Genomic DNA, 23,915 nt, shown 5'->3' on the forward strand with positions numbered 1-23,915 from the left:
GGGTCCTTGTTATCTTTACCGACCTTATTCTTATTTGCTTTTTTCATTAAACTCTTTTATCAATTTATCTAGCTGTGGTGCCATCTTATGCAATCTTCCCCAATAGTTATCATAGTCATACCATTGAGCATTTAGTTCATCTAAATCATATTCTTGTTGCTCTATCCATGTATAATATTTCAGGTTATGAATTCTTTTCTTAGCAATATAGGTTAGCTCTTCCATTGAATCTGTTCTCAAACCTAAAACACATCTATTATGGTCTACAACTGCATCTCTCTCATCATAATTCCTATTTCTTTCTTCTTGCATTTCTTCTAACCTTGATTTATACATTTCTGCTGAATCTGTAAGCACTGTTAATACCATGTCTTCCTCTGTAAGTTCATAATATTTGGCAAACTTAATAGCCGAAATAATATTAGCAGCCCCTGAAATACCTACCCAACTAAGTTTTTCAATAATTTCTTCAGAAATCCCAATAGTTCTTAAATATTCTTGCCCTGCTGGCTCATTAAATAATCTGAACATACCTAAACTATCATTGTCATCTACAGCAATAACCATGTCTGTATTCTTTACATTATGAATCCAAGGCACATGCTTATCTCCAATCCCTTCAATCCTATGATCTCCAAAACCGTTATTTAAAAGGGTTGGACATTGAAGTGCTTCTCCTACCGCAAGTTTAGCTCCTATATATTTATCCTTAATATAGTCTCCACTTCCAAGGGTTCCCGCTGAACCTGAAGTTAAGCATACTCCTGTAACCCTGCCATTTTCACCCTTCTCATGTTCTACAATCTTTGCCATAGCATCTCCCGTTACTTCATAATGCCATAGATGGTTTCCAAGTTCTCCAAATTGATTAAATATAACTACATTATCACGAGTTCTTCTAAGCTCCCAAGTCTTATCATAAATTTCTTTTACATTACTTTCACAACCTGGGGTTGCAATAACTTCACCTGCTACATTTTTAAGCCAGTCAAAACGCTCCTTACTCATATTTTCAGGTAGAATTGCAATTGACTTACATCCAAGTAATGTAGAATTATATGCTCCCCCCCTACAGTAATTACCAGTAGACGGCCATACCGCTTCATGGAATTTTGGATCAAATTGTCCTGTTACAAGTCTTGGTACAAGGCAAGCAAAACTAGCTCCAACCTTATGAGCTCCTATTGGAAAGAACTTCCCTGACATAGCAAATATTCTTGCCTTTACTCCAGTAATTTCTGATGGTATTTCCACATAGTTTGGTAATTTATTATAAAGTCCACCTTCCTTAACTGGCTCGTTATACCAAGATATTCTAAATAAATTTATTGGATCTATATCCCAAAGCCCAACTTTACTTAGTCTTTCCTTTACTTCCTCTGGTATTTTATTTGGATCCTTCATTTCTTCAATTGTAGGAATTATAATATTTCTTTCCTTTGCGCTTTCCGCTGTTTTTAGAATTTGTTCCTCATTAATTTCTAAATCTATTAATTTATGCATTTTACATCCTCCTAAAAATTAAAATATAGGCTTTTAATGTAATCAAAAAATACTACTTAAGATAAACCTTTTAGATAATCAATTAATATATTTAAATCTGGTTTCACAAAATCTGGTTTAGTTACAGCCTTTTGAGCTGACTTTACATCCTTAAGACCGCTGCCAGATACAACAATTACCACAGTTTCATTTTCACCAATAGTACCAGCTTCTACTAGTTTTTTAAGACCTGCAAAGCTAGCAACTCCTGCTGGTTCTCCAAAAACTCCTGTTTGTCTTGCCAGTGTTGTAATAGCACTTAATATTTCTTCATCGGTAACATCCACTGTTATACCATTACTTTCTTTTAACGCATTTAAGGCCTTATACCCATTTCTTGGTATACCAACAGAAATACTATCTGCAATGGTCACAGGTTTTACATAATCAAATTCTCTGCTATTATTTCTATAGGCTCTATTAACTGGATTTGATCCCTGTGCTTGTACTGATACCATAGTTGGAAGTTTATCTATTAATCCTAATTCATAGAATTCCTTAAATCCCTTCCAAACACTTGATATAGAACATCCATCACCCACTGACATGATTACCTTATCTGGTACTTTAAAGTCTAACTGTTCACAGATTTCAAAGGCTGCTGTTTTCTTTCCTTCCGCTAAATAAGGATTTATTGCACAACTTCTGTTATACCACCCAAAATGATTTACAGCTTCTAAACAAAAATCAAAGGCTGTATCATAATCTCCATCCACAAGAATAACTTCACTTCCAAACACAAGAAGTTGAGCTAACTTTGCTTCTGGTATACTTTTGGGTACAAATATATAATTTTTAATCCCCATACAAGCCGCAAATCCTGATAATGAAGAAGCTGCATTCCCCGTGGAGGCTGCACAAATTATATCTTTTTTTAATTCTATAGCCTTAGCAACTCCTACTGCTGTAGCTCTGTCCTTAAAGGATGCTGTAGGATTTCTTCCCTCATCCTTTACATATAGGTTTTTTATATTAAAGAATTCTTCTAATCTCTTTGCTTTATAAAGTGGTGTCCATCCTATTTGAAGTGGAGCTGCACCTTCCCTTGATTCTAAAGGAAGTATTGGCATGTATCTCCAAACATTCTTATCTTCACTAGACTTTAAATATTCCTTAGTTAATTCTTTCTTTACTAAATCCATGTTATAAATTACATCTAAAGTACCCTCTCCGCCGCAATCTGGACAGTTATACATAACGTCTTCTCCAACCTGCTTTCCACATTTAGAACATACTAGGTGTTTAATTTTTTCCATGATTTCACCACGCCTTATATTTTTTTCATATAGGTTATCGGAATCATAGCATACATTGCTGCACATTTTACAAGTTCATCCTTCCAAGTTAACTCATTTGGAGCATGAGCCTGGTCCTCATGTCCTGGTCCAAATCCAATACATGGAATTCCATATCTACCCATTATAGATACAGCATTAGTTGAAAATGTCCATTTATCAACTAGAGGCTCCTTATTAAACAATTCTTTATATGAGTCTACTAAGGTTGTACATGCTGGATGAGATTCTTCCAAAACCCAAGTAGGAAAGTAACATTCTGTTGGATAAACAAGTCCTGTGTAAGCTGGCCTTTCATAGGTATACATTTCTACCTTTGCTTTAGCTGCTTGTACTGAAGGTAATGCTCTTATTTGATCTAATGCATATTCCCATGACTCTCCGTTAGTAAGCCTTCTATCTACTGAAACTGAGCATCCATCAGCTACTGCACATCTAGATGGTGATGAGAAAAATATTTCTGAAACTGTTAGCGTTCCTTTTCCTAGGAATGAATCATCTATTAATCTTTCATTTAATTCCTTTAATTCATTTAGTATTGGAGCCATCTTAAAAATTGCATTATCTCCTCTTTCTGGAGCTGAACCATGACAGCTTATTCCATTAGTTGTAACCTTTATTTCCATTCTTCCTCTATGACCTCTATATATGTTAAGAGAGGTAGGCTCTGTGATAACTACAAATTCTGGTTTGATTTTGCTTTCATTTATAATATACTGCCAGCATAACCCATCACAGTCCTCTTCCTGAACTGTACCTGTAACTATCAGTGTATAATCATCTTCTAATTTTAAGTCTTTTATTATCTTTCCAGCATAGACCATACATGCCATTCCACCCTCTTGGTCTGAACCACCTCTACCACATATAACTTCATCTGTTTCATAGCCTTCATAGGGATTACACTTCCAGTTATTTATATCCCCAATACCAACGGTATCAATATGAGCATCCATAGCAATAATGTGTTTTCCATGCCCTATATATCCAAGTATATTTCCCATTGAATCTATTTCAACTTTATCAAATCCAACTTTCTCCATCTCTTCTTTTATTCTCAACACAACTTTTTCTTCATCACAACTTTCGCTCGGAATAGCTATCATATCCCTTAGAAATTTAGTCATATCTGCTTTATAAAACTCAGCTAACCTCAAAATTTCATCTTTACATATGATCTTTGACATTTTAAATCCCCCTCTTAAAATAAAGTATTCCCTCTAAAACCGCTCCACCTATAGCTCTCGCTTTATCAGAGATTGTATTACAGTTCTTAAATTCTTCAACCCTTGGATCTATATCTGCTATCTTTAACCCCTTAGTGATATAAGTCTTATCTCTGATAATTCCTCTTAGTAACCCCTTCATTGTAGCTCTTACTTCTCTACCTTCTATAACTGCAATAGTTTCGTTTACCTCCACTATATCTCCAATTTTCTTTATAGTTCTTATTTCACCTTCATAAGGACTATAAATTACTCTCTCTCTAGAAAAACCTTCTATTATTCCTGGTATTCCTGTGTTTTTTTCTGCATATCCCTTTAAAATCAACCTTCCTAAATTGTGACCCCTCTTAGTTTCTACCACTATATTTACATCAACTCCAGCTTCAAACCCTGGACCTAATGCAATTGTCAAGGGTGCCATGTCCATATTTGTACCTAGATTTTTTTTTGCAAGTATTGCATCTACAACAACCATAGGTTTAATAGCTTCGATGAGTTTGCCCTTGGGATCAACTACTATTGGAACATTTCCCTTGTGCCAGGCCTCTAAAATCTCATCAATATCCTTAACTAATATTCCAATTATTCCTTCTACCATTGTCTCGCCATCATAGACAGCCTCACTAAAGGACACATTTCTTCTAATTGTTGAAGGTGATTCTACTTCAAGAATTAGGACTTTAAATCCACTTCTATGAAGCTTCTGTATTGTTCCAGAAGCTATATCTCCTCCACCTCTAATAACAATTCTATTATCTTTCACCTATTTATCTCCTTAGGCATCTTCAAAAATAAGCAAGTCAGTATCCTCGGATATTTGACTTATTATTTATTTTTAGATGCTGTATCTATAATCTATGGATAATTTGATTTTAATAGTTTTATATAATCTTCCTCTGTATCTATGTCCCATAATGGGTAACCATCACTTATTTCAACAAATCTAATGTTATCTTCATATTTTTTTAAAATAACTTTCCCTCCAAGGTCTCCACTAAGGCAAAGAAGCTCGTCTTTATATCTTTCAGGAAAAATTACTGGACTGCCTCTCTTACCTTTATACATTGGCACGATAAAATTACTAGGATAATTCTCAAATTCTGCGATAAGCTTATTAAGGATATCTACACTGATAAATGGTTGATCTGCAGTTATAAATCCATATCCGGAAACTGATGGTGAATTTAATATGCCTAACTTTATTGATTCACTTTGTCCCAATGAACCACTATTATTCATAACTACATTTAATTCTCGCGCTTCACTTAATTCAATTATTTTCTCATTTCCTGTAATTACAGTTTTATAATTAAAATTACTTTCCTTAACTGCATCTAGTACATATTCTATAAGAAATTTTTCCTTATACTTTAAAAGCAATTTACATTTACCCATCCTTACGCTAAGTCCAGAGGCCATAATTATTCCACTTATCAACCTTATTCCTCCCTAGGGTTACACTCTTATATTCCTTTTTCAAAAGACTACCTATGATTATTTCGTCCAGCAATTTACATTCCTTGTTTTTATCTATGATTCTTTTTAACAAGCCTTCTATTCCATCTAACTTATTGTCATCTATTTTATTTATAAAGAGAATTTTCTTCCCCTGTGAATTTTTAAAGAGCCCGCTTTTATTAAATATAAGTGATATTATATTACCTTCATTTATAATGTCACCCTCTTTAGCTAAAGTCAGTTCTTCAAATTCCTTAAGTCTATGAACATTACTGGAATTTGCTGGCAGTTTAAGAGCTTCTCCAGACAACACTCCTATAGTTATAGTGGTTAATGCACTTATTACTGGTTCATTACTATTCCAACCCTTTACCTGCTTTCTCTTAGCTCCATCGGCTTCAATAAGGGTATAATCATAATTTAACCCCTCATTTATTAAATCCCTGTCATCTATACCTAATAACTTGCCTTCTTCATTAATAGAACTACCATAAACATGAATTCCTAGTTTTGTCGTTAAGATAGTTTTATTGACCTCACTATTATTTTTTAATCCATCTTTTATAATTAAGCCATCGTAATCCTTATGCTGCGGAAGATAAATTTTTGTTGTAGTTGTCACTAAAACATTCCCTCTACTTCTCAGTTCTTTAGCCAATGTGAACATCAGTGTAGTTTTACCACCCGCTCCTGCTATTGATATGACCTCACCTTTTCTGATTTTAATTATTTCTGAAAGCTTTGTTATCACCCTCACTTCACTCTCCATCTATATCTATAATCATAAAACCCAAATACTAAAATCTTTTCCAAACAGCACTTCCCAATTCTCTACTTTTAGCCATGATTTCTTTTTCATCTAGGCTTACTAGTTTTCTTTCTTCCATTATCACTTCTCCATTTATTATTGTAGTATCCACATGCCTACCACTTATTCCAAATAACAAATGAGAATTTATATTAAACTCATTTATATCCGTTGGCGAATCATAGTTAACAACAATAATATCAGCTAGTGCTCCTGGCTTTATTACACCTATTGGATTATTTATAAATCTTTCAGTAATCCTTTTGTTTCCTTCAAAGAGCATCTTTGGAAATTCTCCCCATGCCACTGTAGAATCCTTTGCTTCATGTCTTTGAATTATATTACCAACCTTATATGATTCTAAAATATCTGAGGTATATCCATCTGTTCCAAGGCCTAGCAATATATTCTTTTTAACCATTTTAAGCACTGGAGATGTACCAACAGCATTTCCCATATTTGACTGTGGATTATTTACTACTATTGCATCCTTTTCCCTTAACATATCCATTTCTTCTTCAGTGACATGAACACAATGAACAGCTATAGTCTTTTCTTTAAGAACACCTGACTTATACCATCTCTCAATAACTCCTAATCCATATTTCTCTCTAGAGTCTTCCAAATCTTCAATACCTTCAGCACTATGAACATGAAACCCTGTATTCAATCCGTCTATAGAATCTAAACATTTATCTAAAGTATTTTCACTAATGGTCATAGATGCATGAAGCCCAAATAGACCTCTTATCATATCGTCATCTTTTTTATTACAATGTTTTATAAATTCTACATTTTCACGGATTCCTTGATTCATTATTTCTTTACCATCTCTATCTGAGGTTTCATAACAAAGGTTACTTCTTATTCCAACCTTCTTTGCTGCATCTGCAATTGTAAATAAGCTTCCCTCTATAGCATATGGGCTTGCATGGTGATCGAAGGAAGTGGTTACACCATTTTTAATCTGATCGATCATAGGAACCATTGCACTGTAGTAAACATCTTCAAGTGTCAAAGTTTTATCTAATCTCCACCATAATCCCTTCAAAATATCTGTAAATCTTTTAGCCGGTGGACTATTATTTTCCATACCTCTAGCAAAGGTACTATAATAATGCATATGAGTATTTATAAATCCTGGCATTATTAACCTACCATTAGCATCAATATATCTATATTCTTTATACTTTTGCTTTAACTCTTCTGTATTTCCAACTTCTAAAATTTTCTTATCCTTTATTGCCACACAACCATTGTCTATAATAGGTGTAGAATTATTCCTAGTTATAACTTTCCCATTACCTACAAGTAACATTTTTCCTCCTTTCTTCTACCTAAGGCATCTGAAAATAAATAATAAGTCAAAGATGCCTAGAGTAGATATCCGTATTCTGTAATACAGGCTTTAATAATATCCTTCATTTCTTTAGATAGTAGATTCCTATCATAGGATTCATTTTTTTCATTTAATTTACTTTGAAAAATCTTCCCATCTTCACTTCTGATATTGCAAATTCCCTTAGATACATCCTTTATAAAAAAGCCCTTATTGCTACTATTTATAAAATCTTCATCATTCCAAAATAGTGTTAACTTATCCTTATATGGATTTCCTTTATACGGGCAGAATACCCCGCAGTTACCACATTCGTTACACATGCCATCCATGTGAATAACTTCACTTTTATAACCTAAATCTATAACTACATTTGCTCTATTCGGACATACATCTACGCAAAGTTCACATACACTGTCACAACCAAGACATCTGCTTCCATCCTCATTAGATAATGTTGAACTACATAACACACCTTTTCGTTTATAGACCATATTTTTATATTTTAAATTTTCAGATATAGTTCTTAATTTTTCCTCTTCATTTAAATCACAGTTTAGATTTTCTCTTTTTAATATATCCTTAGCTATTGATTTTCCATGGGCCATTGCATTTACAATAGTTCCTGGTCCAGTTTTAGCATCTCCACCAATATATACATTCTCAATACTAGTTTTACAATTATTATCTGTTATTGGAATTCCTTTTGAATCTACTTCTAGTCCTAATGACCTAAAGAATTCTGAATCAACTCTTTCACCCACTGCAACTATAACAGTAGTTGCATCAACACTTATAAATGCTCCAGAAGGTATTGGCATCTGTCTACCTGAACTATCCTTTTCACCTAATATCATCTCTTCACATATTAGTTTATTATTTTTAAACTCCACCGGCGCAAGTAATTCTTTTATATTTACTCCATCCTCAAGTGTTAATTGAACTTCCTCCGAACTAGCAGGCATAAACTCCTTTGTTCTTCTATATATAACAGAAACATTTTCTACACCCTTAACTCTTTCAGCTGCCCTAGCTGCGTCCATAGCAACGTCACCACCACCAATGACACATACACTAGTACCTAGATTCATATCTTCAGAACTTGACTTAAATTCCTCTAAAAATCTAATAGCATTTAAAGTTTTTTCATTACCCCTTTTCATAGAAACTTTTCCTGGTTCCCAAGCTCCCGTAGCAAGGATAATATATTTAAATTCCTTTTGTAGCTCTGCTAGATTAACTTTCTCTTCAGCTTTAAAATTAAACTTAACTCCATGGGCTTTTACCATATTAAAGTCATTTTTTATGACTTCCTTTGCAATTCTAAATTCTGGAATTACATAATTTATTATTCCATAAGGTTTTTCTCTCTTTTCAAATACGGTGACATCCATGGCATTTCTTCTAAGATACAACGCTGTAGAGAGCCCCGCAGCACCGGCTCCTATGATACAAACCTTATTATTACTCTTAATTTCACAAGTCTTTATCTCACTAATATATTTATTCTCAGCATGATTTACTGCTATTTTTTTCATATTTCTAATTTCTAAAGAACTATCATAGTGAAGTCTTGTGCATTTAGTTTGACAATTATGGTTACAAATTGTCCCTGTTATTCCTGGAGCTGCATTGTCTCTTGCAATAACCCTGAAAGCTTCATCATATTTTTCTTCATTAACTAAGGCTATATATTCTGGAATTCGCTGATTAATTGGACATCCTACTTTACAAGGGGCAATTGCACAATTATATATTGGAAGTTTAGATTCAATCTTTCTGCTTCTTTCTCTTTTGTCTGATTTAACATGATGTGGATTATTTATAGCTTCTTTAGCTATTGTTTCTAATAAAATAGTATTAATTTTCTTATTTTTATCGTGTGGCATACCTGAAATTTTATTTGCTATTTGAGTAATTCGCTGGTATCCCCCTGGCTTTAACAATGTTGTGGCAAATGTTATTGGATATATTCCTACATTAAAAATTTTATCTATGTTGAAAAAATCAGCACCACCAGAGTAAGATATAGAAAGTTCTCCATTAAACTCTTTAGACAGCTTACTTGCTAAAGCTATTGTTAATGGGTATAATGCTTTCCCTGACATATACATTTCTTCACCTGGAAGCTCATTATTTAATATTTTAACTGGCAAGGTATTCGTTAACTTTACTCCTAGCTCAAGGTCTTTACCCTTAGCTATTTCCCTTAATTTCTTTACCATTATAATTGCATCTTTATACTGTAAATCATTTTTGAAATGGTGTGAATTTAGATGTATATAGCTATAACCCATTACGTCAAAGGTATTTCCTACAAAGTCTTCACCTAAAAGTGTAGGGTTCATCTTTATAAAGGTGTGAAGATTTTTATCTTTTAGTAGGTAAGTAGCTATCCTCTCAATTTCAGCTGGAGGACATCCATGAAGTGTTGATAATGTGATTGAAGAGCATATCTTTGGAGAAATATTATTTAAATCTTGTAATGTGAAGTTATTAAATTTATCAAGACTATTTTCTAAAACTTTTATGCACTGTTGCCATATTTCGGTATTTGAAGCATCCTTCATATTTTCTATAAACTCATTTATTTTTTTGGATTTTATTCCCTCTAAATCATATCCAACACTAATGTTGAACATAAAATCTTTGTCTTTACTAATATCAAATTCCACCATTATAATATGGATTAAAAACCACCCTTTAATATACTCTTCATAGGCTTCTTCTACCCTTAGCTCTGTTGACCATTCTACATTGTAACATTCATCTTCCGCATTAATACAAGGCTTTGCTACTGGTAAGTCCTCTCCATCAATTATTTGTACTGTCTTTAGCTCTATAAATCTACTTCCTGTTAGATATGAAGCTATAATATTTTGTGCCAATTGTGAGTTTGGTCCTGCCGCTGGACCTATTGGAACCCCTAAATTTTCTCCTAGAAATTCTCTATTGTTTTGAGATTTACTTCGATAAAATTTATTCTTATGGATTCCAAAAACCCTACTTTTAGTGTTAAACTCTTCAATTATCCAAGTTACCATTTTCTCGAAACTTATGGGATGCATCCTGTCGCTCATCTTCACTCCCCCTTTTCACATATTACTTTAGCTGTATTCAAAAACACTTAATTACTCTTTATCTAATGTCTAGTCACCGTAACACTCATTTTCTCTAAACTGCAATAACAGTGGCCACGACTCTATATAAATTGTCTAATATATTTTAGGGTTACCACAAAGCCATACTTTCATTGAAATAACCCTATATTTATTTCATTAAGACTACTTACCAGAAAATCTTTTCTTATCAGCCTCAAGTAATTCTTCAAATGTTTCCATTGGATTTTTAACTTTACTTAAAAACATCATTGCTGCAATAATATAAGGTTTAAACCCTGCTTCTCGATATAATGGCTCACGGTAGCGATCAAATACACTGGCAGCTACTTCACCTTCCTTACAACTTACACCTGATATATCTGCTGGTAAACAATGAAGATATAATGCTTTTCCCTCCTTAGTAAGCTCCATCATCTCTTCTGTACATTCCCAATCTTTATGTTTAGCATTCTCTGCTAATAATTCTTTTTCTAATGCATCGATACCAAGTCTGTCGTTATTTTCATAGAGTTCCGTACGTTTTTCCATGGCTGCAAAAGGTGCCCAACTCTTTGGATATACTATATCTGCTCCCATAAATGCTTCCTTCATAGAATTTGTTTTTGTAAATGTCCCACCATTTTTTTCTGCATTATCTCTAGCAATTGCCTCAACTTCTGGAAGTACATCATAACCCTGTGGATGAGCTAGCACTACATCCATACCCATTCTTGTCATAAGTCCTATTACTCCTTGTGGCACTGAAAGTGGTTTTCCATAAGATGGCGAATAAGCCCATGTCATTGCTATCTTCTTGCCCTTTAAATTCTCAACCCCTCCAAACTCATGAATTAAATGTAATAAATCTGCCATACTTTGGGTTGGGTGATCTATATCACATTGTAAATTTACAAGAGTTGGACGTTGCTCTAAAATTCCATCCTTATGCCCTTCCTCTACAGCTTTTGAAACCTCTTGCATATAGGTATGACCCTTGCCAATAAACATATCATCTCTAATACCAATTACATCAGCCATAAATGAAATCATATTTGCAGTTTCACGAACTGTTTCCCCATGAGCTATTTGTGATTTTCCTTCATCTAAATCCTGAACCTCTAATCCTAATAAATTACATGCACTTGCAAAACTAAACCTAGTTCTAGTTGAATTGTCCCTAAATATTGATATACCAAGTCCACTATCAAAAACCTTAGTAGAAATATTTCTTTCCCTCATTCCACGCAAAATATCAGCAACGGTAAATACAGCTTCCAATTCATCATTAGTCTTGTCCCAGGTAAGGAAAAAATCCTTATTGTACATTTCTTCATAATTAAGCTTTCCCAGTTTTTCAATTAACCCATTAACATTTTCCACACAAACCACTCCTTCATATTTATAAAAAATATCTATAATCCTTAATTTGGGATATATTTTAAACCAATGTTGATAAAACCTTAATATTATTCTCCTTAAACTTTGAGCACCTTAATTCAATAATTTATTTTAATAATAACTACCTATTAAAATAAAAAACAATCTAACTAACTGACTAGTTAATTAGATTGTATAATATTTTACAATTATTGTAAATTAATTAAGTTGTTTTTTCACAACTTTATTTACCCATATTGTGTTATATTTACCTATATTCCATAATATACTTTTACATTAGTTTATTTTTAAGTTATTTTAATATTAATTCCATATTGAATTCTCTTTGAGTATTTCTTATTTATCACTTTTCTAAAGCTTTCTTTGTGGCATCGAAGATTTTTTGATATCCTGTACATCTACATAAGTGACCAGATATCTCTCTTTTAATTTCATCATCATTATAGTTTTTACCACTATTCACAAGGGCTGTAGTTGTAAGTACTAGACCCGGTGTACAAAAACCACATTGAATTGCTCCTTCATCTACAAAAGCTTGTTGTACCTTTGATAGATTTCCTTCATTAGCTATACCCTCAATAGTTATAATTTCTTTTCCATATGCCCACACAGCCATATATATACATGAATCTATAGGTGTACCATCAATTAATACTGTGCAAGCTCCACACTCCCCTACAGAACATCCTTGCTTTACCCCTGTAAACTGAAGTTTATTTCTTAATACATCTAATAAAGACTCTCTAATATCTACTTCCAAATCATAATTTCTACCATTTACCCTCATAGAAATTCTTTTTAAAATTATATCACTCATCTTACTTTCCCTCACATTCATTGACCACTTTTTTTATAGCTCTTTCTGTTAGTTCCTGTACTAAATGTTCCCTGTAATCCTTTGATGCTCTCCATGAATCCCTTGCTCTAGCTGATTTCAGCGCAAGTTTAGCTATTTCTTGGATATTTTCATCTGTTGCATCTATACCCATTCCATATTCTTCAGCATAAATACACCTAATAGGGGTTGGAGCCGCTACTCCTAGTGAAATTCTTAAATCCTTAAACTTATTTTTCTCAACTGAAGCAACCACGCATACTCCTAACATTGCTATATCCATAGCTTTTCTATTTGCATACTTGATGTAAGTTCCCTTAGTTCCCTTATAATTTTCTTTTTCAATTAATACACTAACTAAGATTTCATCTTTATCTATATATACCTTCCCAGGTCCCTTATAAAATTCTACTATAGGAACTATTCTTTCACCCTTGGAGCTTCTAATCTTCAACTTTGCATTAAAGACAAATAGGCTAGGCGCACTATCCGCTGAAACTGCTCCATTACATATATTCCCTCCGATTGTAGCCATATTTCTTATTTGTGGTCCTCCCATAGAAATCGAACTCTCTCCTAATGCTGGAATGTACTCCTTTATATTTTCATCTCTAAATATATCTGCAAAGGAAGTTGTAGCTCCTATTTCTATAGTTTCATCCTCTAATAGATTAATAAAATTTAATTCCTTAATCTTCTTTAAACTTATTAAGTCCACTCCTTCAATATTTCCGTGATGTAGTTTTATTAATACATCAGTACCCCCTGATATAATCATTAATTCTCTATTGCTTTCTAACATTTTAAGTGCTTCCTCTAGGGTTTCTGGTTTTACTATACTCTTAATATCAAACATTATAGTAATCCCACCTCCTTAAACTTCTCAAATACTCTCTGAGGATTCATGGGTATTCTATTAAATGGAACTCCTGTAGCATGGAGCACTGCATTTCTAATAGCTGGTGCCGGTGAAATAGTAGTATTTTCTCCTAGCGATTTTTGTCCAAAGCTTCCCGCATCATCTGGTATTTCTACAAATGCTGAACCAATAGTTGGAGTATCTAAAATTGTCTGGATTTTATAATCAAGTAAATTATCATTAAGGGTTTTACCAGTATTTTCATCAAAAATCATCTGCTCTGATAATGCATATCCTAGTGACATACTTACCCCCCCATGAACTTGACCTTCCGCTAACATTGGATTAATTATGGTCCCTGAATCATGAACATTATATATTTCTAAGATGTTGATTTTTCCAGTTTTTATATCCACCTCAACCTCTGCAAATGTAACTCCGTATGCAATGGCATTTGTTCTCATATTTACAGATGTATCACTGGTTACAGGACAACTATATACTCTGTCATAAAAGGACTCTAAGGCTATTTGTTCAAGGGAGCACACTAAAATTCCTGTTCTTATTTCAACAATATTGCAATTCTCAATAGTCATTACATCTATGTTTAATCCATTTTTTCTACTAGCAAATTCAAGCACTTTATTCTTTATCTCTAAGGCTGCTTTCTTTACCGCAGCTCCCGTTACGAAGGTTTGTCTTGAAGCATAGGATCCTGTATCAAATGGTGTAATATCTGTATCCTGAATTGAAATTACATGAACCATATCTACCGGAATCCCTAAAACCTCTGCGGTCATCTGTGCAAATACAGTATCACTACCTTGGCCTATCTCTGTAGCTCCTACCTGTACTTGAACTGATCCATCTTGGTTCATCACTATTCTTGCCCCCGCTGCCTCAAGGGCTACTGGATAAGTTCCAGAAAAATAGCTAAAACATGCCATCCCAACTCCTCGTCTAAAATCCCCACGTTGATTTTTATATAAACTCCTTTTTTCATCCCACATTATTAGTTCTTTACCTTTTTCTATACATTCTAAAAGTCCAAAAGAACGAGCTACATTTTTAGATGATGGATCTACATGATTTGGCTGTATTAAATTTTGTTTTCTAAATTCAACTGGGTCTTGATTTAATTCTTTTGCTATATCATCTAAGTGGCTTTCAAGAGCAAACATCATTTGAGGTACTCCATACCCTCTCATTGCTCCTGCAACTGGAATATTTGTATATATGGTTTTAGGTGCATACTTAATAGCCTTAAAATCATATAAAGGTCTAAATTTACTTCCACAACTCATAGTTACAGAATGTCCATGTGATGCATAAGCTCCATTATTCACAAGATTTTCTATATCTATAGCAAGAAGTTTTCCTTCCTTTGAAACTCCAGTTCTAAACCTAAGCCTCATAGCATGCCTTACTCTTGTATCCACAAACCCCTCTTCTCTAGTTAGTGAATAACGTACGGGTCTACCTTGAACAGCCAGACACATAGCTGCCGTTAATGGTTCTATAACTACATCTTGCTTATTTCCAAAGCCCCCACCAATGTAAGGTTTTATTACCCTAATACGTCCCCATTTTAATCCTAATGCCTGTCCTACAATTCTTCTAACAATGTGTGGTATTTGTGTTGATGATACTATTGTTATCCTGCCATCTGCCTCAGTATATGCATAAGCGCTATGATTTTCCATATGACAGTGTTGAACTGTACTAGTATTAAACTCTGCGGTGAAAATCCTATCTGCACAACCTAACTCTCTTTCTATATCTCCTACGCTATTGCCAAAGGAACTTATGATATTATTAGGTTTTTCCTCATGTATTAAGGTGGCTCCTTCCTTTATTGCATCCTCTTGATCTATAACAAATGGAAGTACCTCATATTCTACCTCTATAAGCTTTAACGCTTTCTGTGCCGTTATTTCATCCCTTGCCACAACCGCAGCTACAGCATCACCTACAAATCTAGCCTTATCCGTAAGAATCAACCTATCCTCTACATCCCTATGTGCTTCATCAAAGGTCCATGGATGTCCCGCCGTAGCAAATTTAGTTTTCGGTAAATCCAAATGGGTTATAACTGCTTCTACACCATCTAATTCCTTTGCCTTCGTAGTATTAATATTTTTTATCTTTGCATGGGCATATGGACTTCTAAGTACCTTGCCTACTAACATTTCTCTTTCGAAATAATCATCAGCATACTTTGCTTTTCCTGTAACCTTAGCCACTGCATCTAATCTTTTAGTGCTAGTTCCTATGACCTTATAACTCATAAATATTCTTCAACAAGAAATTTTCCTATTGAGATTTCTTATTGAATCCCTCCCTTCACTTTTATTCATTGTATGGGTAGTCTATTTTTGCATTCGCTCTAATGAGTACTTTCACTTACCAAATATAAAATTTGAATTATCTTCAGTAACTCATTTTCGCATTCGCTCTAATGAGTAAGTTCCACTAGCCAAATATAAAATTTGGAGTGTTACTTAAGTTTTCTTTTGATGTATTGTCCACTTTCGTTTGATACAAGTTCTCCATCTTTAATAATAAAATTACCTCTTAAAATAGTGCTTATTATTCGCCCTTTTACATTAATTCCTTCATATAAATCATAATCACATTTGGAATGTGATTCAGTTATTATATATTCTTCCTTAGGATCAAAAATTACTATATCACCATCAGACCCTGGTGATAATATACCTTTTTTAGGATATAATCCATGGAGCTTCGCTGGATTCTTTGTAAACTTATCAATAATATTTTCACCAAATAGTGTATACATTAAATTAAATGAGTGTTCTATTCCACCAATTCCCATAGGTATTAAATCTAAAGTTTCTCTGTACTTTTCATAGGATTTAAATGGACAATGATCTGTTCCTATTGTATTCACATAATCTATATGATTTTTCAGTAATTTGATTTCATCCTCTCCTCTGAGTGGCGGTGCTAATGTATATAAAAATCCATCTTCCGTCTTATAATTTTCCTTTGATAAGTAAAAATATTGAGGACAACTTTCAATAAATATATTTTTATTCAATATGTCGTTATAATTTTCCTTAAGTCTTTTTAAAGTTTCACCTGAGCTTAAATGTACTATATACATAAGTCCATCCTCTGTTTTTGCTAACTCACTTAATGTTAAAACCTGAATTATTTCACTTATAGTAGGTCTATTTTCCTCATGGGTAGTAACCTTAAATTTCCCCTCACGTATAAGTTCCTCATTTTCACTATGGGATAGCAACATGATTCCTTTATTTCTAGAAATTTTCAGTAACTTTTTTATAGCTTGAAGAGATGTTTTTCTATTAGTTGAACTATAAGTTGTAAAAAATTTTATACTACACATACCCATTTTTTTAATTTCATGGACAAATATATTTTCATCTTCTTCAAAATTTGCAATAGTACTATGAAATCCATAATCAACGATAGACATCTTTGCTTTTTCCATCCTACTATTATATGCCCTTTGAAGCTCCTCCACATTTCTAACGGGGTCTAGAAAATCTATAAATGTAGTAACCCCACCATAGGCTGCTGTAACTGAGCCATTATAAAAATCATCTGCCGAGGATTTGTTTTTACCTACATTCAAATCAAAGTGCACATGTGGGTCTATAAACCCTGGTAAAACATAATTACCTTTAACATCATAAATTTCTTTAGATGGAATTAATTCCTTAGAAATGCTCTCTATAACACCTTTCTTAATGTACAAATTTCCTTTGATAAATTGTCCATCTGAATAGATATTCCCATTAATTATGGCCAAATCATAATAATTCATAAAATCACTCCATTATAGTTTAGATATAATAACTCTACCATTTTTTTACTTTATTTTCTATATTTTATGTTAAAATTTCTACCACAATATAAAAAGTTAACTTTAATATTATTTATATCAAAGTTAACTTTCAACATAGTGCATATATCCATAATTTTAGGTAGCCAATTCACCAGATAAATTTATTAATTGATTATCTATTCCTCAATCTTATCAATAGCATCTTCACTTTTTTCTACTTTGTCATCTAGATATCCTTTTGAAGTGGTCGTAGGGTCACTAATTATACCTGCTACAACCAATATTCCCAAGAAACTAGAAATAATTTCTGTGTAATTGCTAGGTAATACATCTACATTGAATGCTTTTAATACTAGAGGAATAAATGCAAAAATAGAAATCCATAATCCATAATTTTTGAATCTAGTTAAATCCATAATATCACTCCTTTCTTTATTAATAATATATTCTTCCACTTCAAAAATGGAACTGTTTCAGTGTATTTTTATCTTTTTGCACTATTATATTATTATGTTTTACCTTTTTAGTTCTTATCTTTTCACTGTATTTTTCTATTGATATTTCTAAATTTAACCCTTATATGAACCTTTGTTTTCATGTAACTCAAATATAATTTGCTAACATAATTTTCTTTTAAAAACTGTTAGTTTATTTGTATATAAATCTTGCAATTTAATGTTACCCCTATAAAATTTCATATATATACATATAATTCAATTAAATTAAATTAAATACATATTTTGTTTATATGCCCTATACAAATAGTTAAAAAAGTATTATACTGATATTGATTTAATTAACTATTTTAAATATAGAGAATATACTAAATATTTAATTTATGTATTGTCTATGTTAGTAGCAAGGGGGTATTTTTTTAGTGTGCTGTAACTTAGAAAAAAATCAAATGTTTAATGAATTAAGTGAATTCATTGATTCCTTACCTATCAAAGATGGAGCTTTAATAGAAGTCTTACATAGAGCTCAACATATCTTTGGATATCTACCTAAAGAAGTTCAGGTTTTTGTAGCAAATAAATTAGATTTACCTGTGTCTAAAGTTTATGGAGTTGTAACCTTTTACTCATTTTTCGCCACTGAACCTCGTGGTAAAAATGTAATAAATGTATGCATGGGCACTGCATGTTTTGTTCGTGGCTCTGGAGATGTACTAAAAGAATTTGAAAAAGAGTTGGGGATTAAATCTGGACAAACTACCCAAGATATGAAATTCACCTTAGGTTCATTAAGATGTGTTGGTGCTTGTGGTCTTGCTCCTGTTTTAACCATTAACGAAAAGGTTTATGGTCATTGTACTACAGACCAAGTAAAGAAAATTCTAGCTGAATACGAAGAGAATTAGGAGGTATATAACTTGGAAAGAATAAATTCCTTTAAAGAATTAAATGAAATTTATCAGGAATATAAATCTATATTGGATATAAGAAAAGCTACGGGTCTTACTGACTTTTCTTGTGAAAAAAATAACCATAAAAAGGAAATTCTTATATGTGGTGGAACTGGATGTAAATCTGCACAGAGTGATTTAATTCAAGCTAACTTAGAGGCGGAAATTAAAAAGTTGAACCTTGAAAATGAAGTATACGTTTCCATAACTGGTTGTTTTGGTTTCTGTGAAAAAGGTCCAATTGTAAAAATTACTCCAGATGATGTTTTTTATGTTCATGTTACCCCAGAGGATGCTGAAGAAATTATAAAAGAACATATAGTTGGTGGTAAAATTTTAGAAAGATTACTTTATGAAGAGCCAACTGTTAAAACTAAGGTTAAGACCCAAGATGAAATGTCCTTCTATAAAAAGCAAGTAAGAATTGCTCTTAGAAATTGCGGATTAATAAATCCTGAAGATATTAAAGAATATATAGCTGAAAAAGGATATATGGCACTTGGAAAATGTTTAACTGAGTATAGCCAAGATGATGTAATAAATATAATGTTAACATCTGGCCTAAGAGGCAGAGGTGGCGGTGGCTTCCCTACCGGTAAGAAGTGGCAATTTGCAAAAGGTTATAATGCAGACCAAAAATATATAATTTGTAATGCAGATGAAGGTGATCCAGGCGCTTTCATGGATCGTTCTATCCTTGAAGGTGATCCAAATAGTGTTCTTGAAGCAATGGCTATTGCTGGTTATGCAATTGGTGCTTCAATTGGGTGTATTTATATTAGAGCTGAATATCCTCTAGCAATTCAAAGATTAAGAACTGCTATACAACAAGCTAGAGAATGTGGTCTTCTAGGTAAAAATATTTTAAATACTGGTTTTGATTTTGACATCGAAATTAAATACGGAGCTGGTGCCTTTGTATGTGGGGAAGAAACTGCTCTAATTCACTCAATTGAGGGTAATCGTGGTGAACCTACAAACAAACCTCCATTCCCTGCTGAGTCAGGATTATGGAATAAGCCAACCTGTGTTAACAATGTAGAAACCCTAGCAAATATACCTGCTATTATTAATAATGGTGGTGAATGGTTTAGCTCTATCGGAACAAAAACTTCTACTGGTACTAAAGTTTTTGCTTTAGCTGGTAAAATTAATAACGTTGGACTTGTTGAAGTACCTATGGGAACTACCCTTAGAGAAATTCTTTTTGAAATTGGCGGTGGCATCAAATTTGATAAAGAATTTAAAGCAGTTCAAACTGGTGGACCTTCTGGTGGATGTATACCAAAAGAATTCCTAGATACTCCAATTGATTTTGATTCTTTAAGTGCTATAGGTTCTATGATGGGATCTGGTGGAATGATTGTAATGGATGAAGATAACTGTATGGTAGATATCGCAAAATTCTATTTAGAATTTACTCGTGAAGAATCTTGTGGTAAGTGTACTCCATGTAGAATCGGTAATACTCGCCTTCTTGAAATCCTTGAAAAGATTTCAAAAGGTCAAGCTGAACTAAGCGATTTAGATACTTTGACTGAATTAAGCAATACAATTAAAGATACATCTCTATGCGCACTTGGCCAAACATCACCAAACCCAATTTTAAGTACAATGAAATATTTCTATGATGAATATAAAAGTCACGTTGTAGATAAGGTATGTCCTGCTGGAGTTTGTAAAGATCTTATGAAGTTTATTATTTCAGATAGATGTATTGGATGTACTAAATGTGCAAGACAATGTCCAGTTGGCTGCATACAAGGAAAAGTAAAAACTAAGCATACTGTTGATCATAGTAAATGTATTAAATGTGGTGCTTGTAAGTCTTGCTGTCCTGTTGATGCAATAGATCTAGTATAATAATTATTAAAGAGGTGAAAATATTGAGTTTAGTTACACTTAAAATAAATAATAAAGAAATAACAGTGGAGCAAGGAACTACAATTCTTGATGCTGCACGTCAGCTTAATATAAAAATCCCTACCCTTTGTTATTTAAATCTTCATGATAATAAAACTGTAAACAAACCAGGTTCTTGTAGAATTTGTATTGTTGAAGTAGAAGGGCGAAAAAATCTAGCTCCATCATGTTGTACAACTGTTGCACCTAATATGGTTGTAAACACTAGCACTCCAAGAGTAATTGCAGCTAGAAAAACAATTATTGAACTACTTCTCTCTGACCATCCTAATGATTGCTTAACCTGTCAAAAAAGTTTAAAATGTGAACTTCAAGCCCTTGCAAGTGACTATGGAGTTACTAATTTAAAATATGCTGGTGCAAAATCTATTGCTATGAAGGAAACTAAAAATCCATCTATAGTAAGAGATACATCAAAATGTATTTTATGTAGAAGATGCGATACTGCTTGTAGCGAAGTTCAAAAAGTTGGTGCAATAGGACCAGTTAATAGAGGTTTCGATACTACAATAAGCACTCCATTCTTTGAAGATTTAGATAAGAGCGTTTGCACACTTTGCGGTCAATGTGTAAATGTATGTCCTACTGGTGCTTTAATGGAAAAAGATAACACATTTGATGTTTTAAATGCCATTGGTGATAAAGATAAATATGTAATAGTTCAAACTGCGCCTGCTGTTCGTGCTGCTCTTGGAGAAGAGTTTGGAATTAATGACAAAGCAGTTACTGGTAAAATGGTTTCTGCCCTTAGAGAACTTGGATTTAATAAGGTGTATGATACTGACTTCGCAGCAGATTTAACTATTATGGAGGAAGCAACTGAATTTTTAAGTAGATATACAAGTGGTGAAAACCTTCCTATGATTACAAGTTGTTGTCCTGGCTGGGTTTCCTTCATAGAAAAGAGCTATGGTAACCTTTTAAACCTACCTTCAACTTGTAAGTCACCTCAACAGATGTGGGGTGCTATAGCTAAATCATACCTTGCAAATAAACTTAATATTCCTGTAGAAAAACTAGTTGTAGTATCAGTAATGCCATGTTTAGCGAAGAAATCTGAAGCTAAAAGAGATGAATTCACTTCTGAAAATGGTATAAAAGATATTGATATAGTAATAACTACAAGAGAATTAGCTAGAATGGTTAAACTTGCAGGTCTTGATTTCAATGCTCTTGAGGAAAGTGATTTCGATACTATCATGGGTGAATCTACAGGTGCAGGTGTTATTTTCGGAGCTACTGGTGGAGTTATGGAAGCTGCCCTACGTACTGCATATGAATGGATTACAAACTCAACTTTGGATAATTTAGACTTTAAAGTTGCAAGAGGACTTGAGGGTGTAAAAGAAGCTTCTTTAGTTATCGATGGAAATACTATAAATATAGCTATAGTAAGTGGTCTTTCAAATGCTAAATACCTATTAGATAATATGGAAGAAACAGCTAAAAAATATCACTTCATCGAAATAATGGCATGTCCTGGTGGATGTATTAATGGCGGTGGACAACCTTATTCTAATAATCAATATTCTTTGATAGAAAAGAGAATGAATTCCCTATACTCTGAAGACAAAAATAAAGTTATAAGAAAATCTCATGAAAACCCTGAGATCATAAAACTTTATGAAGAATTCCTTGGAAAGCCTAACGGTGAAAAATCCCATCATTTACTTCATACTCACTATGTAAACAGGCAAGATAATAAATAATTATTATCTAACTAAAAAGGATAGGAGATTATAAATAACTATTTACAATCTCCTGCCTTTTTCTTTATTAGGTTTTTATTTAAATTTATTTTAATAATAAGGCCATATTACCTTTTAATTTTTGCTAAACGATTTCAAAACCACTCAATCTGTTTTAACCGCTAATATTATTTGAGTCCCATTAACAATATATAAATCCTAAAATCATAAGTTATACAAAAATGGTACAAGTACTGGTACTAAAAAACTTAAAATAAATCCGTTTATAAATGCAATTATTGTTATCTCTGGATTTGTAGCCTTTGATATAAGAGGCAGTGTGGTATCCATTGAAGTTGCACCTGCTGGTGCTATTGAAGTATACCCATTTAACTTTTTAGCTAGTATAGGTATTAGAATAACTGCTAACATTTCACGGAATACATTTGTTAAAAGTGCAATAGCTCCTAACATTTCACCGCCTAAATCCTTTAACAGTACCGCTGATAAGCTATACCATCCGAATCCAGCTCCAATTGCTAATCCTTCATTGATTCCCATGTTAAATATAATTCCTATTATTAGTCCGCCAAATAAGCTTCCTATAATTCCACCAAATGGTATTAACAACACTTTTAATCCCATTCTCTTAAGATCTTTAAAAATTTTCTTATTTCCCCCAATATCAATACCAACTAGAAATATAAGGGCAAATAATGAAAAGGATGATACAGTATCCATAATACTCATTACTTCAGGTGGAAATACAAGATACCCACAACCTATCCCAGCTAAAACTGATATTATTATTATGTATGTCATACTATTTCCCCTCCCCTGCATGTTGCACTTCTTTTAAAGTTTCAACTTCTTCACTAATATGTACTTCATTTTCACTCTTTACCATAAATTTCTGAGATAAAACATAGATTACTATTATACTAAATCCTATTGTTGAAATTGCAAATAAAAATGCTTTAAGCCCAATAGATGGTAGATTTTTAATTATGTCTTTATTTGCTCCCATAGACGCTCCCATGGAAAATAATAAGAATATTACTCCCAACTGTTGGAGTTTACCATTAATGCTTGTACCCTTCTCACCTAATTTCAAGAAATATCCGACTATTGCACCTAAGAATAATGCTATTAAAATATTCATATATCCTCCCACCTTTCGATGATATTATAACATAAAGTTAA

The 23,915-nt window shown here is 32.9% G+C and carries 19 protein-coding genes; 3 read left to right on the forward strand and 16 right to left on the reverse strand.

Going from position 1 to position 23,915, the window contains the following annotated elements; translation table 11 throughout:
- Positions 1-30: 30 nt before the first annotated feature.
- The 14 genes from RSA29_RS13795 to RSA29_RS13860 form a co-directional block, all read right to left on the reverse strand.
- Positions 31-1,503, reverse strand: a complete 1,473-nt coding sequence (locus RSA29_RS13795; protein WP_346943343.1) for a pyridoxal-phosphate dependent enzyme — start codon at positions 1,501-1,503, stop codon at positions 31-33.
- A gap of 56 nt (positions 1,504-1,559) precedes the next feature.
- Positions 1,560-2,798, reverse strand: coding sequence for a threonine synthase (locus RSA29_RS13800; RefSeq protein ID WP_346943344.1), 1,239 nt, complete (start codon positions 2,796-2,798; stop codon positions 1,560-1,562).
- A gap of 14 nt (positions 2,799-2,812) precedes the next feature.
- Positions 2,813-4,024 carry a YgeY family selenium metabolism-linked hydrolase gene (locus tag RSA29_RS13805; RefSeq protein WP_346943345.1) on the reverse strand — a complete coding sequence of 404 codons (1,212 nt, stop codon included), beginning with the start codon at positions 4,022-4,024 and terminating at the stop codon, positions 2,813-2,815.
- A 1-nt stretch (position 4,025) separates the two neighbouring features.
- A complete protein-coding gene (gene yqeB, locus RSA29_RS13810; protein ID WP_346943346.1) occupies positions 4,026-4,826 on the reverse strand; it encodes a selenium-dependent molybdenum cofactor biosynthesis protein YqeB in 801 nt (266 codons plus the stop codon).
- Between the two features lie 92 nt (positions 4,827-4,918).
- Positions 4,919-5,500 carry an NTP transferase domain-containing protein gene (locus RSA29_RS13815; protein ID WP_346943347.1) on the reverse strand — a complete coding sequence of 194 codons (582 nt, stop codon included), beginning with the start codon at positions 5,498-5,500 and terminating at the stop codon, positions 4,919-4,921.
- Entirely contained in the window at positions 5,466-6,290 is an 825-nt protein-coding gene (yqeC, locus tag RSA29_RS13820) for a selenium cofactor biosynthesis protein YqeC (RefSeq protein ID WP_346944442.1), read from the reverse strand. Before yqeC ends, RSA29_RS13815 begins: the two co-directional genes overlap by 35 nt.
- 28 nt (positions 6,291-6,318) lie before the next feature.
- Entirely contained in the window at positions 6,319-7,647 is a 1,329-nt protein-coding gene (gene ssnA / locus RSA29_RS13825; RefSeq protein ID WP_346943349.1) for a putative aminohydrolase SsnA, read from the reverse strand.
- 56 nt (positions 7,648-7,703) lie between these two features.
- Complete coding sequence (gene ygfK, locus RSA29_RS13830; protein WP_346943350.1) at positions 7,704-10,748, reverse strand: putative selenate reductase subunit YgfK; 3,045 nt, start codon at positions 10,746-10,748, stop codon at positions 7,704-7,706.
- 204 nt (positions 10,749-10,952) lie between these two features.
- A complete protein-coding gene (ygeW, locus tag RSA29_RS13835; RefSeq protein WP_346943351.1) occupies positions 10,953-12,149 on the reverse strand; it encodes a knotted carbamoyltransferase YgeW in 1,197 nt (398 codons plus the stop codon).
- A 361-nt stretch (positions 12,150-12,510) separates the two neighbouring features.
- The gene (gene xdhC / locus RSA29_RS13840) at positions 12,511-12,984 is read right to left on the reverse strand and encodes a xanthine dehydrogenase subunit XdhC (RefSeq protein WP_346943352.1); all 474 of its coding nucleotides are present in this window, start codon (positions 12,982-12,984) and stop codon (positions 12,511-12,513) included.
- Between the two features lies 1 nt (position 12,985).
- Positions 12,986-13,858 carry a xanthine dehydrogenase FAD-binding subunit XdhB gene (gene xdhB / locus RSA29_RS13845; RefSeq protein ID WP_346943353.1) on the reverse strand — a complete coding sequence of 291 codons (873 nt, stop codon included), beginning with the start codon at positions 13,856-13,858 and terminating at the stop codon, positions 12,986-12,988.
- The gene (gene xdhA / locus RSA29_RS13850) at positions 13,858-16,149 is read right to left on the reverse strand and encodes a xanthine dehydrogenase molybdenum-binding subunit XdhA (RefSeq protein WP_346943354.1); all 2,292 of its coding nucleotides are present in this window, start codon (positions 16,147-16,149) and stop codon (positions 13,858-13,860) included. Before xdhA ends, xdhB begins: the two co-directional genes overlap by 1 nt.
- Before the next feature lie 209 nt (positions 16,150-16,358).
- Entirely contained in the window at positions 16,359-17,675 is a 1,317-nt protein-coding gene (locus RSA29_RS13855) for an amidohydrolase family protein (protein WP_346943355.1), read from the reverse strand.
- 197 nt (positions 17,676-17,872) lie between these two features.
- A complete protein-coding gene (locus tag RSA29_RS13860) occupies positions 17,873-18,112 on the reverse strand; it encodes a phage holin (protein ID WP_346943356.1) in 240 nt (79 codons plus the stop codon).
- Between the two features lie 488 nt (positions 18,113-18,600).
- Between RSA29_RS13860 and RSA29_RS13865 the strand changes: the two genes are divergently transcribed.
- Genes RSA29_RS13865 through RSA29_RS13875 form a run of 3 tightly spaced genes read left to right on the forward strand, consistent with a single transcriptional unit; the run spans position 18,601 to position 22,733 of the window.
- Entirely contained in the window at positions 18,601-19,056 is a 456-nt protein-coding gene (locus tag RSA29_RS13865; RefSeq protein WP_346931703.1) for an NAD(P)H-dependent oxidoreductase subunit E, read from the forward strand.
- A 12-nt stretch (positions 19,057-19,068) separates the two neighbouring features.
- Positions 19,069-20,964, forward strand: coding sequence for an NADH-quinone oxidoreductase subunit NuoF (locus RSA29_RS13870; RefSeq protein WP_346943357.1), 1,896 nt, complete (start codon positions 19,069-19,071; stop codon positions 20,962-20,964).
- A 23-nt stretch (positions 20,965-20,987) separates the two neighbouring features.
- The gene (locus tag RSA29_RS13875) at positions 20,988-22,733 is read left to right on the forward strand and encodes an NADH-dependent [FeFe] hydrogenase, group A6 (RefSeq protein ID WP_346943358.1); all 1,746 of its coding nucleotides are present in this window, start codon (positions 20,988-20,990) and stop codon (positions 22,731-22,733) included.
- A gap of 204 nt (positions 22,734-22,937) precedes the next feature.
- On the opposite strand, the gene RSA29_RS13880 is transcribed toward RSA29_RS13875, so the two are convergent.
- Together RSA29_RS13880 and RSA29_RS13885 are read right to left on the reverse strand one after the other, a co-directional pair.
- Positions 22,938-23,534, reverse strand: a complete 597-nt coding sequence (locus RSA29_RS13880; protein WP_346931633.1) for a lysine exporter LysO family protein — start codon at positions 23,532-23,534, stop codon at positions 22,938-22,940.
- Between the two features lies 1 nt (position 23,535).
- Positions 23,536-23,874, reverse strand: a complete 339-nt coding sequence (locus RSA29_RS13885; protein ID WP_346931634.1) for a LysO family transporter — start codon at positions 23,872-23,874, stop codon at positions 23,536-23,538.
- Positions 23,875-23,915: the final 41 nt, after the last annotated feature.

Origin of the sequence: Clostridium sp., assembly GCF_036660475.1 — a bacterium.
Lineage (GTDB): Bacteria > Bacillota > Clostridia > Clostridiales > Clostridiaceae > Clostridium_J.

Excerpts from the sequence above, each read along its gene's own strand:
- RSA29_RS13865 (WP_346931703.1), top strand. The coding sequence starts at position 18,601 with ATGTTTAATGAATTAAGTGAATTCATTGATTCCTTACCTATCAAAGAT.
- xdhA (WP_346943354.1), bottom strand. The coding sequence starts at position 16,149 with ATGAGTTATAAGGTCATAGGAACTAGCACTAAAAGATTAGATGCAGTG.
- RSA29_RS13855 (WP_346943355.1), bottom strand. The coding sequence starts at position 17,675 with ATGAATTATTATGATTTGGCCATAATTAATGGGAATATCTATTCAGAT.
- xdhC (WP_346943352.1), bottom strand. The coding sequence starts at position 12,984 with ATGAGTGATATAATTTTAAAAAGAATTTCTATGAGGGTAAATGGTAGA.
- RSA29_RS13860 (WP_346943356.1), bottom strand. The coding sequence starts at position 18,112 with ATGGATTTAACTAGATTCAAAAATTATGGATTATGGATTTCTATTTTT.
- RSA29_RS13795 (WP_346943343.1), bottom strand. The coding sequence starts at position 1,503 with ATGCATAAATTAATAGATTTAGAAATTAATGAGGAACAAATTCTAAAA.
- xdhB (WP_346943353.1), bottom strand. The coding sequence starts at position 13,858 with ATGTTTGATATTAAGAGTATAGTAAAACCAGAAACCCTAGAGGAAGCA.
- RSA29_RS13880 (WP_346931633.1), bottom strand. The coding sequence starts at position 23,534 with ATGACATACATAATAATAATATCAGTTTTAGCTGGGATAGGTTGTGGG.
- RSA29_RS13805 (WP_346943345.1), bottom strand. The coding sequence starts at position 4,024 with ATGTCAAAGATCATATGTAAAGATGAAATTTTGAGGTTAGCTGAGTTT.
- ssnA (WP_346943349.1), bottom strand. The coding sequence starts at position 7,647 with ATGTTACTTGTAGGTAATGGGAAAGTTATAACTAGGAATAATTCTACA.
- RSA29_RS13800 (WP_346943344.1), bottom strand. The coding sequence starts at position 2,798 with ATGGAAAAAATTAAACACCTAGTATGTTCTAAATGTGGAAAGCAGGTT.
- ygfK (WP_346943350.1), bottom strand. The coding sequence starts at position 10,748 with ATGAGCGACAGGATGCATCCCATAAGTTTCGAGAAAATGGTAACTTGG.
- yqeC (WP_346944442.1), bottom strand. The coding sequence starts at position 6,290 with ATGGAGAGTGAAGTGAGGGTGATAACAAAGCTTTCAGAAATAATTAAA.
- RSA29_RS13885 (WP_346931634.1), bottom strand. The coding sequence starts at position 23,874 with ATGAATATTTTAATAGCATTATTCTTAGGTGCAATAGTCGGATATTTC.